Annotated in this window: 12 protein-coding genes; 3 read left to right on the top strand and 9 right to left on the bottom strand. The window is 32.0% G+C overall.

From position 1 onward, the window contains the following. Positions 1–91: 91 nt before the first annotated feature. The 7 genes from SOJ_RS10995 to sufC form a co-directional block, all read right to left on the bottom strand. Positions 92–1,159, bottom strand: a complete 1,068-nt coding sequence (locus SOJ_RS10995) for an NAD(P)H-dependent flavin oxidoreductase (protein WP_002508171.1) — start codon at positions 1,157–1,159, stop codon at positions 92–94. Positions 1,160–1,225: 66 nt separating this feature from the next. Then, the gene (locus SOJ_RS11000) at positions 1,226–2,245 is read right to left on the bottom strand and encodes a hemolysin family protein (protein WP_002508172.1); all 1,020 of its coding nucleotides are present in this window, start codon (positions 2,243–2,245) and stop codon (positions 1,226–1,228) included. A 1,186-nt stretch (positions 2,246–3,431) separates the two neighbouring features. After that, on the bottom strand, positions 3,432–4,829 hold the full coding sequence (gene sufB / locus SOJ_RS11005; protein WP_002508174.1) for a Fe-S cluster assembly protein SufB: 1,398 nt from the start codon (positions 4,827–4,829) through the stop codon (positions 3,432–3,434). 177 nt (positions 4,830–5,006) lie between these two features. After that, a complete protein-coding gene (gene sufU, locus SOJ_RS11010) occupies positions 5,007–5,456 on the bottom strand; it encodes a Fe-S cluster assembly sulfur transfer protein SufU (RefSeq protein WP_002508175.1) in 450 nt (149 codons plus the stop codon). Then, positions 5,446–6,684 carry a cysteine desulfurase gene (locus SOJ_RS11015; protein ID WP_002508176.1) on the bottom strand — a complete coding sequence of 413 codons (1,239 nt, stop codon included), beginning with the start codon at positions 6,682–6,684 and terminating at the stop codon, positions 5,446–5,448. Before SOJ_RS11015 ends, sufU begins: the two co-directional genes overlap by 11 nt. Before the next feature lie 157 nt (positions 6,685–6,841). Beyond that, a complete protein-coding gene (gene sufD / locus SOJ_RS11020) occupies positions 6,842–8,149 on the bottom strand; it encodes a Fe-S cluster assembly protein SufD (protein ID WP_002508177.1) in 1,308 nt (435 codons plus the stop codon). Positions 8,150–8,254: 105 nt separating this feature from the next. After that, positions 8,255–9,013 carry a Fe-S cluster assembly ATPase SufC gene (gene sufC, locus SOJ_RS11025; protein WP_002508178.1) on the bottom strand — a complete coding sequence of 253 codons (759 nt, stop codon included), beginning with the start codon at positions 9,011–9,013 and terminating at the stop codon, positions 8,255–8,257. Between the two features lie 364 nt (positions 9,014–9,377). On the opposite strand from sufC, the gene SOJ_RS11030 reads away from it, so the two are divergent. Continuing rightward, positions 9,378–10,223 carry a DUF368 domain-containing protein gene (locus tag SOJ_RS11030; protein WP_002508179.1) on the top strand — a complete coding sequence of 282 codons (846 nt, stop codon included), beginning with the start codon at positions 9,378–9,380 and terminating at the stop codon, positions 10,221–10,223. A 206-nt stretch (positions 10,224–10,429) separates the two neighbouring features. Then, a complete protein-coding gene (locus tag SOJ_RS11035) occupies positions 10,430–11,458 on the top strand; it encodes a hemolysin family protein (RefSeq protein ID WP_002508180.1) in 1,029 nt (342 codons plus the stop codon). Positions 11,459–12,972: 1,514 nt separating this feature from the next. Here SOJ_RS11035 and SOJ_RS11040 read toward each other — a convergent pair. Both SOJ_RS11040 and SOJ_RS11045 read right to left on the bottom strand, forming a co-directional pair. Continuing rightward, positions 12,973–13,845, bottom strand: coding sequence for a DMT family transporter (locus tag SOJ_RS11040; RefSeq protein WP_002508182.1), 873 nt, complete (start codon positions 13,843–13,845; stop codon positions 12,973–12,975). 2 nt (positions 13,846–13,847) lie between these two features. Continuing rightward, positions 13,848–14,156: an aminotransferase class I/II-fold pyridoxal phosphate-dependent enzyme gene (locus SOJ_RS11045; RefSeq protein ID WP_002508183.1), complete on the bottom strand. Its 309-nt coding sequence runs from the start codon at positions 14,154–14,156 to the stop codon at positions 13,848–13,850. A gap of 636 nt (positions 14,157–14,792) precedes the next feature. Between SOJ_RS11045 and SOJ_RS11050 the strand changes: the two genes are divergently transcribed. Then, positions 14,793–15,047, top strand: a complete 255-nt coding sequence (locus tag SOJ_RS11050) for an IS3 family transposase (protein ID WP_002508184.1) — start codon at positions 14,793–14,795, stop codon at positions 15,045–15,047. Positions 15,048–15,057 lie beyond the last annotated feature (10 nt).

Genomic DNA, 15,057 nt, shown 5'->3' on the forward strand with positions numbered 1-15,057 from the left:
TCATCTCTATATTATAGAAAAACGATTGCTCATAATATAAGGATACGAGCAATCGTTTAGCGTAAGACATCTATGTTATTGATATAACAATTTAACTATTCAATAGTGCTTTTGATTCATTAATTATACGTTGAATTAACAACGTAGCGGACACATTTTGAGCAAGACGTGGACTTTGACCGCTCCATAAATGTGTCCACTGTGCATCCCCTTTTTGAGCTGCTTCTTTACGAATCGCACTCGTTAACTGGTTTTGAATTGGATAGTCCGGTATGTCATCGTTATATTCATCCATTTTATGGATAAAATCATTATCAATACCGCGAGCGGGCTTTCCAGTAAATACATTAGTGATTACAGTATCTGTTTCTTTACTTTGTTGTATCATATTTTTATATAGTGATGATGCACCACTTTCTTCAGTAGTTAAAAATGCAGTTCCCATTTGAATTGCTTCTGCACCTAAAACGATACTTGCCACTAGTCCACGACCGTCCATAATACCGCCAGACGCAATAATTGGTATATCAATTGCATCAGCAATTTGAGGGACGAGTGACATTGTTCCAATTAATGGCGTCTGGTTACTTCCAGTAACAGTAAATGAACCTCTATGACCGCCTGCTTCACTACCTTGTGCAATAATAGCATCTACCCCTGCACTTTCATTAGCGATTGCTTCATCTACAGAGGTTGCGGTACCCACAATGGTTATATCTCTTTCTTTTAATTTTGCAATGGTTATTTGATCAGGAATACCGAAAGTAAAAGTAACCACCGGTACGCCCTTTTCAATAACAACATCAATTGCATGATTAAATTGATGTGTTTCATCCATATTCAATACTGGCTCTTCAATGTTAAACGCACGCCGATATGGTTTTAGCCAAGCATTCATATGTTCTACTTTATCTGGAATATATAATTTCTGACTAGGTACAAACAAATTAACGGCATAAGGTAAATCAGTCAGTTGTTGTACATAGGTAATTTCTTTTTCAAGTCGCTCAGGTGTGAAATAACCTGCACCGATACTTCCCAATCCTCCACTATTACTCACAGTTGCTACTAATTCAGGCGTTGTGTTACCTGCCATGCCTGCTTGCACAATCGGAAATCTAATACCTAAAACCTCAGTAATTCTTGATGATAATTTCATATAGCACACCCCTTTTTCAACACTTATATTTAACTACAAAATGAGTATAAAAGTGTTATTAAAACGTTATTTCTTGTTGTATGCTTTCATTTGTTCTTCGATTTTTTCATTTTCTTCTTCATCCATTTCATCTTCTATCTCCATACCTAACATCTCTTCAATTAGGTCTTCATAAGATACAATACCTTCTGTACCGCCGTATTCGTCTAATACAATCGCCAAATGTTTACGTGATACAGTCATTTTTCTTAGCACCCACTCAGCCTTATTATGCTCATTTACAAATAAAGCTTCAGAAGTATATTGTGTCATATTGTTATCGGTCTCACGACTCCAAGCTAATAAATATTTTGAATGGAAAACACCAATAACATTATCTATATCTTCATCATACACTGGATAGCGGGTATAGGGATTTGAAACAACTGTATCATATGCCTCTTTGTAAGACACATCTGATGAAAACGCTGTAACATTTATTCTAGGTGTCGTATCAATATCTTTAATTTTTAATTTTTCAAAATCCATAACCCCTTGTATACGGTTGCGTTCCATTTCATTAAATGCACCTTCACTACCTGCAATCGAAACCATCTGTCTGATTTCCTCTTTTGAAAATCGTTGCTGGTCTTCATTACCTTTAGAAAGAAACTTATTTATCGCATCAGTCATACTATTTAAGATTAACGTTATTGGTTTAAATATAATAATAAAGAATGAAATCGGTGTATAAACTAAACGTGAAATTCTATCAGGGTATGTAGCAGCAATCGATTTGGGAATGACTTCAGATATTACAATAATCGTTACTGTTGTCACAGCTGTTGCAATACTAACACTAATTCCTAAATCAACAGCTAAAATTGTTATTAATGTAGGTAAAACAATATTTGCTATATTATTACCAATAAGAATAGTGGTAATAAATTCACTTGGTTTAACTAATAATTGCGATAATTTTTTAGACTTTTTATCGCCTTTTTGAGCTTGTGTTTGCATCTTCATCCTATTGGCTGCCGTCAATGCGGTTTCACTGCCTGAAAAGAAAGATGAAGCAAACAAAAGTATGATTATAGCTATAATCATATATGCATTACTCCTTTAGTATAATTTATAATAAAAAAATTTATAGGTTATAATTTGATTCCCTTCTTTCAAAACTTATAAACATTACAAAAGTATTAGGATTTTGAATCATCTAATTGTGATGAATTAACTAAATTAAATTTTAAATAAGTTAATTAGTAAATATCATCCTTTAGTACTATTTCCTATCATATATATATTATGAATTTTATAGCTATGCTAGAATTAAGATAAGCGTGACACTTAAGTACGCTAAATTCGGGAAACTCTTCACAAACTCACTTATATTAGTGAGTTTTTTAAGCTAACTTTACAAGGAATGTTTTATTTATGGGAAATTTAATGATGTATACGGCTTTTGCCTTTTTCTGTATATTATTCTTAATAATAATTTTCAGTCTCCTTTTTGATATTAGCAAACTGGGAAAATGGATTATTATTTGTACAGTAATGATACTGCTCTTATCAATTATCGTTTTGTACAGAACAGGTGCAGACCTGCGAAGAGAAAATATCAGTACGCTCCAATACGGTACTAGCTATACATAAGCACAAGTGCCCAACCAATTCATATGGCTGGGCACTTGTTTTCTTATCCTTCTTGAAATTCGTCAAATCCTCACCCTATTAATGGTGAAAAGTTTGAAATATACCTTAACTTTATTCTATTTTTCAAGAAAATATGTCACAAATAGTATGATTGGTGTATACCAATGCTATAAACTTCCCTTGTATTTTGAAATTTTGATAGCGCATAAAGTTGTTTCTTTACTAAAAGGGGTGTTTTTTATTAAGTATTATATGACTTTAGTTTCTGCTTTCGCTACATTAGTCGCCTATCTCATACCAATATTATCTTTTAACAAAGTATTTAATGGTAACTTATATTTTTATAGTGGATTTTTTATAATCATAATATTAATTATGATTAATATTATTTCAGCTATCAATGGTGACCGCATTGTAAATAGCTTACTGTGTTTATTAACACTGGTAGCACTACTTATTTTTACTTTTCCAATATGGAAGGTTTTAATTTTTTAAAATTATGCATAAATAGCAAAGTTATGTATAAAAAAGCACGAGATGATACGCAAACTTCGATAACATTTAAAGAATAAATGATATTGAATTCGTATCTCTCGTGCTTTTATTTTGTAAGAAATTGTTGAATCAGCAGCTAAGACTAGCCAATTGATCCTTCCATTTCGAATTTGATTAAACGGTTCATTTCAACAGCGTATTCCATTGGAAGTTCTTTTGTAAATGGTTCAATGAAGCCCATTACAATCATTTCAGTCGCTTCTTCTTCTGAAATACCACGGCTCATTAAATAGAATAATTGTTCTTCTGAAACTTTAGATACTTTTGCTTCGTGTTCTAACGAAATATTGTCATTAAATACTTCATTATATGGAATAGTATCTGAAGTAGACTCGTTATCTAAAATTAAAGTATCACATTCGATGTTTGAACGTGCGCCTTTTGCTTTACGACCAAAGTGCACGATACCACGATAAACAACTTTACCGCCATCTTTAGAAATAGATTTAGAAACAATTGTAGAAGATGTGTTTGGCGCTTTGTGAATCATTTTAGCCCCAGCATCTTGTACTTGTCCTTTACCAGCAAATGCGATAGATAACGTACTGCCTTTAGCTCCTTCGCCTAAAAGTACACAGTTTGGATATTTCATAGTTAACTTAGAACCTAAGTTACCATCAACCCATTCCATATTACCATTCTCGTATACTAAAGTACGTTTTGTAACTAAGTTATATACGTTGTTCGCCCAGTTTTGAATCGTTGTATAACGTACATGCGCGTCTTTGTGTACAATGATTTCAACAACAGCTGAGTGTAACGAGCTTGTTGAGTAAACTGGTGCTGTACAACCTTCTACATAGTTTACAGATGCGCCTTCATCAGCAATGATTAAAGTACGCTCAAATTGACCCATGTTTTCAGAGTTAATACGGAAATAAGCTTGTAAAGGTGTATCTAATTTAACGTTTTTCGGAACGTAAATAAATGATCCACCTGACCACACAGCTGAGTTTAACGCTGAGAATTTATTATCTGCAGCAGGTACAACTGTTGAGAAGTACTGTCTGAATAAATCTTCGTTTTCTCTTAAAGCGCTGTCTGTATCTTTAAAGATGATACCTTGGTCTTCAAGTTCTTGCTCCATGTTGTGATAAACAACTTCTGATTCATATTGTGCTGAAACACCAGCAAGATATTTTTGCTCAGCTTCAGGAATACCTAATTTATCAAACGTACGTTTAATTTCTTCAGGCACTTCATCCCATGAGCGTTCAGTATTTTCTGATGGTTTAACATAATAAGTGATATCATCAAAGTTTAATTCTGATAAATCTCCACCCCATTGAGGCATAGGCATTTTGTAGAATTGTTTTAATGATTTTAATCTATAATTAAGCATCCATTCAGGTTCACTTTTCATATTCGAAATTTCGCGGACAATATTTTCTGTCAAACCGCGTTCTGATCTAAAAATGGAAACATCTTCGTCGTGGAAACCATATTGATAATTCCCAACATCAGGTGCTTTTTTAGCCATTTAAATCACTCCTTTTATATATTAAAAACAACTTACGTGCAAGTTTATTTATTGTATTATTCTCTTTTAACTGTCTGCTATAAGAATAATGATTTCATTTATATACGTTCATGAAATTTCATGTTGTTCCTACTAGTTTGAATGGGATTTTACACAATGTCAATGGTTCGACTCGAATTAGTCTTCTGCATTGCCTTCCTTTTCAACTGTACCCTTTTCTAAGGCTTTCCAAGCTAACGTGGCACATTTAATTCTTGCAGGAAATTGTGAAACACCTTGCAGTGCTTCGACGTCTCCCATGTCTTCACTGATTTCATAATCTTCGCCAAGCATCATTTTTGAGAATTCTTGACTCATTTTCATGGCATCAGCTAACGAATTGCCTTTAACCGCTTCGGTCATCATTGAGGCGCTAGACATTGAAATTGAACAGCCTTCTCCATCAAATTTCGCATTTTTGATAAAACCATCTTCTATATCAAACGTAAGATGAATACGATCCCCACACGTTGGATTGTTCATGTCTACTGTCATAGATCCATTATCTAAAGTACCTTTGTTTCTAGGGCTTTTATAATGATCCATAATCACTGAACGATACAACTGATTTAAATTATTAAAATTCATATGAGAAAAACTCCTTCGTTTGTTTCAAGGATTCAACTAATTGGTCAATATCTTCTTTCGTGTTATAAATATAAAAACTTGCACGGGCTGTAGAAGATTGTTTTAACCATTTCATTAGTGGTTGAGCACAGTGGTGCCCTGCGCGAACAGCTACACCTTCAGTATCAACCGCAGTTGCAACATCATGCGCATGAACATCAGTCATATTGAAAGTAATGATACCAGCACGACGATCTTTTGCTGGACCATATATCTCGATACCTTCTATCTCTGACATTTTGTCATAAGCATACTGTGTTAACATTGCTTCATGTTGATGAATTGCTTCGAACCCTAAATTTTGTAAATATTTTATAGCCTCTGCAAAGCCAATCGCTTGTGCAATCAGTGGCGTACCTGCTTCGAATTTTGTTGGCAAATCTGCCCATGAAGCTTCATATTTATCAACAAAATCTATCATATCTCCACCAAATTCAACCGGTTCCATGTTATTTAACAATGTGCGTTTACCATATAAAACACCTATACCCGTTGGGCCAAGCATTTTATGACCACTAAAACTATAAAAGTCAGCATCTAAGTCTTGCATATCTATATCCATATGAGGGGCAGCTTGTGCACCATCCACACTGATAATTGCACCATGATCATGCGCTATTTCGGCAATAGCTTTGATATCGTTTATAGTGCCCAATACATTGGAAACGTGCGCTATAGCAACTATTTTTGTTTTTTCATTAATAGTTGCTTTAACATCCTCAATCGCTAATTCTCCATCTTCAGTCAATGGAATAAATTTCAATTCTGCCTTTTTACGCTTCGCTAGTTGTTGCCAAGGAACGATATTAGCATGATGTTCCATTTCAGTAACAACGATTTCATCACCTTCATTAACATTTGCATCGCCATAGCTATGTGCAACAATATTAATTGATGCTGTAGTACCACGTGTGAAGATAATTTCTTCAAAGTATTTCGCATTTATAAAACGTCTTACCGTTTCACGTGCATTTTCATAACCATCTGTTGCTAATGAACCAAGTGTGTGAACACCACGATGCACATTAGAGTTATATCGTTTGTAGTAATCATCAATCGCATCAATCACTTGAGTAGGCGTTTGACTTGTTGCTGTAGAATCTAGATAAGCTAGTCTATTACCATGTACTTGCTGCTTAAGAATTGGAAAATCTTTTACAATTTCACTAACATTTAATGATTCGGTCAAATTATCCACAGACCTTTCTTAATTAAAAATCTATAATCAGACCTTAGTAAAGTTAGGAAGGCTACTTTTAATTCAAATTTAAAAAGTACTTAACAAAAATTATTCGCATCCCTAACAATTGAATTACTACTGTCTTTAACGTAATTAATATCGTTAATTATTTATTAATTTTAAGTTCAATTACTTCACGTAATTTGCGTTTTACATCTTCAATCGGTAATTCACGTACAACTGGATCTAAGAAGCCGTGAATAACTAAACGTTCAGCTTCTCGACGTGAAATACCACGACTCATTAGATAATAAAGTTGTTCTGGGTCTACACGACCTACTGATGCTGCATGTCCTGCTTCTACGTCATCTTCGTCTATTAACAGAATAGGATTCGCATCCCCACGTGCCTTTTCAGAAAGCATGAGTACACGTGATTCTTGTTGCGCGTTTGATTTAGCGCCACCATGTTTAATGTAGCCAATACCATTAAATATTGTTGAAGCACTTTCTAACATAACGCCGTGTTTTAAAATATATCCGTTTGTTTCTTTACCGTATTGTACGATTTTAGACGTTAAATTGATTTTTTGACTACCCGTACCAATAACAACAGATTTTAATTCACTTTCTGAACGATCACCAATTAAATTAGTAGTATTATCAATTATTTGGCTACCTTCATTCATTAGTCCTAATGCCCAGTTAATTGTTGCGTCTGCTTCTGTCATACCGCGACGAATAATGTGACCTGTAAAGCCTTTGTCTAAATAATCTACTGAACCATAAGTGATTTTCGAATTTGCAGCAGCACTTACTTCTGAAACGATGTTAAGTTGGTTACCTTCACCACTTGCATTTGACAAATAGTTTTCAACATACGTTACTTCTGCACTTTCTTCAGTAGCAATAATAACGTGATTATAGAAACTTGCATTAGCATCGTCATGTAAAACAACGTATTGAATTGGATGTTCAACTATTACGTTTTTAGGTACATATACAAACATACCGCCATTAACAAGCGCTGTGTGTAATGCTGTTAATCTATGTTCATCAACAGTTACTGTGTCATTCATAAAATATTTTTTTACTAAATCAGGATGATTCTTCAACGCATCTGATAATCCTTCAATGATTACGCCATCGTTTTTTGCAGAATCAGAAACCTTTGTATAAGCAAGTGTATTATTATGTTGTATTACTAAGTTCTCTGTGTTTTCTACATCAATAATTTCTTTTACTTCTGCAGGTAGATTTTCAATTGATTCATAAACATTACCTACTGTTTCATGTTGTTTAAATGAATCGAAATCCCATTTGTTAATTTTTGTTTTATCTGGTTTTGGCATTTCTAAAGTTTCAGTTAATTTCAACGCTTCTCTACGTAATTCAGTTAACCAAGAAGGTTCATTATGGGCTTGTGAATATTCAACAAGTTGAGCTTCAGAAATGTTCAAAGTTTCAGTCGTCATACTATTTTTTCCTCCCATTTGATGATTGTATGATTTAATTCATTGGTATAAATCAAAACCTTAAATCTTCATCTAAATTAATGTTTTCATATGATTTGAGACTTATTATTGAGCGTTGAACTCTTCTTTAACCCATTCATAGCCTTCTTCTTCTAAACGTTTTGCTAATTCAGGTCCGCCTGAAGTAACCACTTTGCCCGCATACATAACATGTACATGGTCTGGAGTAATGTAGTTTAATAGACGTTGATAGTGAGTGATAATTAATGCACCGAATTCTTCGCCACGCATTAAGTTGATACCTTTAGATACTACTTTTAGAGCATCGATATCTAAACCAGAGTCAATTTCATCTAAAATTGCGAATTTTGGTTCTAACATCATTAATTGAAGAATTTCATTACGTTTTTTCTCGCCGCCAGAGAATCCTTCGTTTAAATAACGTTGCGCCATATCTTGATTGATATCTAAACGATCCATTTCTTTATCTAATTTTTTGATAAATTGCATCAAGTTAATTTCATTACCTTCTCCACGTTTAACATTAATTGCTGAACGTAGAAAATCTGCAGTTGTAACACCAGTGATTTCTGACGGATATTGCATAGCTAAGAAAAGTCCAGCTTTTGCACGTTCGTCAACTTCAAGTTCTAATATGTTAACACCGTCTAATAAAACTTCACCTTTCGTTACTTCGTAGTTAGGGTGTCCCATGATTGCTGATGATAATGTTGATTTACCAGTACCATTTGGTCCCATTACAACGTGTATTTCGTCTGTGTTAATTGTTAAGTTAACACCCTTAAGAATTTCTTTATCTTCAATAGACACATGTAGGTCTTTAATTTCTAATGTTGATGGCATACATATTCCCTCCGTATTATATGATATGTTTTTCTTATCTAGTTTATAATAATTTTAATCTACAGTCAAAAGACTGAGCCTTTCTTACATCTTCTAATTATAACGTAGTTATATTCGAATATAAACCTTTTCAGGAGCTAAATTAAAATCGTTATTAAAACACAATCATTTTCGATAGGGATTCTTTAATTTTTGTAACTGATAATAATATCATCTTTGTTCTCAATACCTATATTCTTTTAAATTAGAGTCTCAGTTCATTTATATGTGATAAACAATAATCTTTTCTATTTTGCTTTTAATATTATCATGCTTACTTTTATGCTATTATCATTTATATATTTTTAATCAAAAGGAGACTGTCATGTCAAAAATAAAATGGTCAAATATTTGGAAAGGATTTGCTATGGGAACAACTGATTTAGTTCCGGGAGTGAGTGGAGGTACAATCGCCCTCTTACTCGGTATTTATGATGAGTTTATTCGTTCTGTTAGTGGTCTTTTTTCAAAACGTTTTTGGGAAAGTTTAAAATTTTTAATACCAATCGGATTAGGGATGGTAATTGCTATTGGCTTATTAAGTAAAGTTATTAATTACTTACTTAATGAACATACAGTACCCACGATGTTCTTTTTTGTTGGGTTAATCTCAGGAATCGTTCCATATTTATTAAAAACTTCTCGATTTAAACAAACATTTAATGTTAAACATTACTCTCTTGTAGTATTAGGTATCATTATAATTGTTGTTATTACTTTATTAAACAACGGCGACAAGCATGCAGGTGAAACACTAGAACTTTCAACTGGTCTTTTCATAAAATATTTTATTGCTGGTGCGTGTGCTTCTAGTGCTATGTTACTTCCAGGTATATCAGGATCATTTATGTTATTAGTGTTTGGAGTATACGGTACAGTAATGTATGCTCTCTCAGAATTTATTTCGCTAAACTTTAATGCCATTCCTGTATTGATTTCTGTTGGTTTAGGCGTTATTGCCGGTTTCTTATTTGCTAGTAAAATCATTCAACATTTACTGACTTACCATACTTACTTAACCTATGCATTAATTATTGGTTTTGTAGTAGGTTCGCTTTACGCAGTATTTCCTGGCCTCCCGGATTCTATTTTAATATGGATAATTTCAATCATAACGATAATTTGTGGCTTTATTATTAGTTATAAATTAGGAAGCACTACAAAAGATTAAAATCAATATATGTTTGAAACGCCGTCGATATTGCTCGATGGCGTTTTTAAATACACTTTCTCAAATTTTTCGATGACACAAAAAACAAATTCAATTTTTTAACCTCTGTAAATCTTGATAGTGGATAACTACACTCATTTTTTATATAATGAACTTTCAATCATTTTTAGATTGAATCAGAAAATATTGGAGGAATTAATTAATATTTGGGAACCCTTATTAGTTTAATCACGTTTATCATTTTATTAATACTTACTGCATTCTTTGTCGCTTCAGAGTTCGCAATAGTCAAAGTTCGAACATCAAGAATCCACTCGCTTGCAACAGGTAATAACAAAAATGCACTTTCAGCACAAAAGGTAGTAACACACTTAGATGAATACCTAGCCGCCTGTCAATTAGGTATTACAATTACCGCTTTAGGCATCGGTATGGTCGGCGAATCGACTTTCGAGTTTATGTTACACCCGCTTTTCAGTAGTTTAGGTTTGTCAGATTCGATGATACATGTCTTCACTTTAATTAGCGCTTTCGTAATTGCAACCTATTTACACGTTGTAGTCGGCGAAATGGCTCCTAAGACAGTTGCGATACAAAAAGCCGAACAAATCACATTAATTATAGCTAAACCAATGATCATGTTTTACAAATTATTTTATCCATTTATATATATACTTAATGGTTCAGCGAGATTAATTTTGAAGATGTTTGGTATGCAACCTGCTAAAGAAAGTGAACTCTATCATTCCGAAGAAGAATTAAAATTATTGATTAAAGAAAGTCATGAAGGCGGAGAAATCTCTGAAAATGAATTAACACATATCAATCGTGCATTTGCCTTTGATGAAATGACGGTTAATGATGGTTATATTGCTCTCAACAAAGTTTCAATTATCGATATTAAAAATGATGTAGATGAAACAAAAGCTTATATAAATAATGCGAATTACACAAGATTCCCTGTATTTAGAGATAACCCAACTCAAATTGTTGGTTACTTACATGCTAAGGATTTTTTAAATGATGATTTAACGACACTTGAAGATATTACAAACGATATTCTAAAAGTAAGTCTTAATACTAAATACCATCATGTATTAGAGCTGATGAAAACACATCAAATCCACATCGCACTTGTCGAAGATGAAAACCGTGATCCTATTGGTATAATTACCATGGAAAACATTTTAGAAAATATAGTTGGCGATATTAAAGATGAGCATGATTTAGTCTAAATATATACTTTAATTAAAATAGTATTTCAACCGTAGACAAACCACCGACGAAGTTAAGCAACTTTGTCGGTGGTTTTTTGTAGTTCTTTAAGTACAATCTTATTATTTTATATGTCAGAAGCGTTTGGCTCAGACACGGTTACATATTTACGTATTGAAGTATTCTGCAAGCACTAAATTAGTCCCATTTGCTCATGCGTCTTGTAAGAACCCAGATAAATGCGCTAAAAAATAACCCGGAAGTATATGTCCCATCACTTTTAAATCATTTATGATATAAAAGCATCCCATAACCTCCGAGCTATTAAATAAAATATCAACAGCGAAAGTGATATTTTAGTGATTCTATATATAATCAATATATAAACCTTCCATTATTATAGAAAGCTTACCATTAATTTGTTAGTTCTCCCATTGAAAATTAAACTGATTTTTCTCAATCAATCTATTTCCATTCTCTTATTTTACTCACCTGAGACCACTATTTCAAATATAAGAGATAAGCGTGCATCACATGTTTCAATAATTTATTACAATTTACTTTATAAATTCTATACACAACTATATTTTACAGTTTTTTATTATTGCCTTATATTCTCCAAACGTCAAAAATACATACCCACGCATTTATATGTTTTGATAATCTAATATATAATTTATGATATCCTTAAGCAAAAAGGAGATTTATTATGGGTTTACTAGCTGCTATTGTATTAGGGATTATTTTCATACCTATCTACGCTTATTTTTGGGCTTTTATATTTCGCTGGGAAAATAATAGAAGAGTTAAGCGGAACAACTTTACCCCATGACTGATAAACAGTATTATTTACTTTTAATCGTACATGGAATATTTGCTACATTTCTAGTTATCTTTGCAATATACATAAGTTACTTTAAATGATATGTGCCTATTTCATAATAATAAAGCCCTCTACACTCATATTCTCAACTTTAATTTTTTATTATCGTATTAATTAAAAACAAGAAAGAGTCAAAATGGAATGACAATTATTACCTAAATAGCAATTTTGTGTTAACGAATCACAAAGGCAATCCTATACAACTTAGACGCTTTTACATATTTTTAAGAACGACTGTTAAAGATGAAGAGATTATAAAAGAAGTATCTTCACAAATATTAAGTCGTAGCCATATCTTTAAAAAGTGTTATAGAACAAATAGATAAAGAAATGATGAACAACCTTGAATAAGTAAAACTTAGTTAACACGTCCAAATTTGGTCGTGTTTTTTATGCTTTATATTCGATAATTTTTACATACTGCTCTTTTTCAATTCTTACAACCATAAAAAAGAACCCTCAAACCATTGCGGTTAAAGGATTCTTCATGAAATTTGATGTTATTTTGCTGGAATAATTGAGCAATTTATCAAGGAAGTTCATGAATAATCAAAATACTGATATATAGGAATTTTTAGTTCATTCAAGTTAATTTATTGTTCATACCCTTGCCCTTATTATCAAAATTACACGCTTATTTGCCCTTGAATTTTAACCAGAAGCTTTCTTTTTCTTCAATGCCAAATAAGCACCAAAGCAAGCTAGAAGGGTCCCCATTATAAGATTTATGCTAACCACCGATTCTCCCATAAGAACGCTTGCCGCTCCTCCAATTGCTGGAAACATCGCAACCATATATCCACTTTCAGAAGCACCGATGTTGCTAATTAGTTTCAAATAAAATAACCATGCTAAAAATGAAGCTAATATAGATAGATATAATAGTCCAAACCAGAAATTAGGTTCTTGTGGTAACGCATATGAGTATCCTTTAAGACTAGTATAAATAATTAAAAATAGTACGGCAGATGACATACCTATTGTATTAGCTAAAACCGGATTAGTATTGTTATCACTATTATATAATGAAAATACATCTCCAATAGATGTAATAATAGTACCAGCTAAAGCCATTATTACACCAATTATAAATTTACTTGTTAGATTATTTAAATCTGGGAATAAAATTATAAAAACACTTAATATGCCTATAAATCCACCCCAATATATCCTATTAGGTATTTTCTTTTTAAAGATTAGACTTATAAATATCGGTGTTAATATCGCCTTCATAGAAAATATAAGAGTCACTATTGCTGCAGTACTATAAAATGTACCATAATAGAGCAACAGATAACTTATTGTAAAATTACACAAACCAAACCCAATCACAGTAAACCAATTCACACTTTTTAAGTCTATTTTTTTCATTAGAAAGGAGAGTAGTATCGAAAACAAAATTAAGGCAATAACCGATCTGTATAATAGTGCAACTTCTAATGGTACGCTATCACCTTGAATTTTCACAGCTATAAAATTTAAGCCCCATACTAGCATACAGAAAAAATACATTAAAAAATTCATAATTACACACTTCGCTTAATATTTAATTTATCAAAAACAAATACAATAGAGGATACTAATAACTCCATTTGTTCTTCAGTATGATTTGGCGTTACATTAATTCTGAATCTTTCAGTACCGCTCTCCACAGTAGGTGAATTAATTGCTTGGACATATATGTTAAAATTATCAAATATTAATTTAGCTACTTGAGTACATTGCTTAGAACCACCTATTATAACTGGCAGAATGTGAGTTGTACTCTGTTCTAAAACTTCTAAACCATTTTCTTTCAATTCTGAAATCTTGTTAAAAAATAAAGTTTTATACATTAGCATTCCCCTTTATAATGTTTTATCCAGCAACTGATATTAAGTTAATATTCCCTTTCAGCTTATATTATACCACCCACTTTAATAATATTTAAATATAGTTTATAGCAATTTAAATATTATGTTATTTATAATTCCTAACTGTAAAATTTTAATGCCTAACTGCTTTACAAAATATTATATTTTTGATAACTATTTTTTAAAACATTATTTTTAGTTTAGTGATTAATATTTTGGATAAAATTGCCAAAAGTTATTAAACATAGACACAAAAATTCTATATTAATGAAAATGCTAATTAACTTTATATATTTTATAAATGCATAACTACCCACCAACACTTCTGCTGACGGGTAAAAATCAAAATGATTTTATGTTATCTTTTAATTTACTACAAGACAGTTATGTCCTAAAAATAACCGCTTATGGAAACTTTAGATATTAAAAGTAAGACTCAAGTACAAAGATGATGAAAGTAATAACTTTCATCAACAATTTGGAAAACAATATTCATATGGAAAAGGAATTGAAGAATTAAATAATGAGATAAATTAAAATTAAAAATTAAGCGTCAACAAGCTGAAATTGATGTTTAAATAAGTACGAAGAATTGGAAAGGAAGTGGCGACAAAAGTAATGATACGAGTAGTTAATGCGTTGAAATTGAGCTTTCCAGTAAAAGTAATATTAGAGGTTTTTAACATCCCCAAATCTACTTATTATCGTTGGAAACGTAAAAATTATGAAGCAGATTCAGTTGAAGAAAAAACTAAATATATTTGTCATAAACACAACTATACCTATGGCTATAGAAAAGTAACTACAGAATTAAATAAACATAGTGTCAAAAAGGTTAACCATAAAAAAGAACCCTTAAACCGTTGCGGTTAAAGGATTCTTT

Source organism: Staphylococcus sp. OJ82, from assembly GCF_000294465.1.
GTDB classification, from domain to species: Bacteria; Bacillota; Bacilli; order Staphylococcales; family Staphylococcaceae; genus Staphylococcus; species Staphylococcus equorum.

Bases quoted from the DNA above. Each gene is read 5' to 3' on its own strand.
- sufU (WP_002508175.1), bottom strand. From the start codon at position 5,456: ATGAATTTTAATAATTTAAATCAGTTGTATCGTTCAGTGATTATGGAT.
- SOJ_RS10995 (WP_002508171.1), bottom strand. From the start codon at position 1,159: ATGAAATTATCATCAAGAATTACTGAGGTTTTAGGTATTAGATTTCCG.
- SOJ_RS11030 (WP_002508179.1), top strand. From the start codon at position 9,378: ATGTCAAAAATAAAATGGTCAAATATTTGGAAAGGATTTGCTATGGGA.
- SOJ_RS11045 (WP_002508183.1), bottom strand. From the start codon at position 14,156: ATGTATAAAACTTTATTTTTTAACAAGATTTCAGAATTGAAAGAAAAT.
- SOJ_RS11040 (WP_002508182.1), bottom strand. From the start codon at position 13,845: ATGAATTTTTTAATGTATTTTTTCTGTATGCTAGTATGGGGCTTAAAT.
- sufD (WP_002508177.1), bottom strand. From the start codon at position 8,149: ATGACGACTGAAACTTTGAACATTTCTGAAGCTCAACTTGTTGAATAT.
- sufB (WP_002508174.1), bottom strand. From the start codon at position 4,829: ATGGCTAAAAAAGCACCTGATGTTGGGAATTATCAATATGGTTTCCAC.
- SOJ_RS11000 (WP_002508172.1), bottom strand. From the start codon at position 2,245: ATGATTATAGCTATAATCATACTTTTGTTTGCTTCATCTTTCTTTTCA.
- SOJ_RS11050 (WP_002508184.1), top strand. From the start codon at position 14,793: ATGATACGAGTAGTTAATGCGTTGAAATTGAGCTTTCCAGTAAAAGTA.
- sufC (WP_002508178.1), bottom strand. From the start codon at position 9,013: ATGCCATCAACATTAGAAATTAAAGACCTACATGTGTCTATTGAAGAT.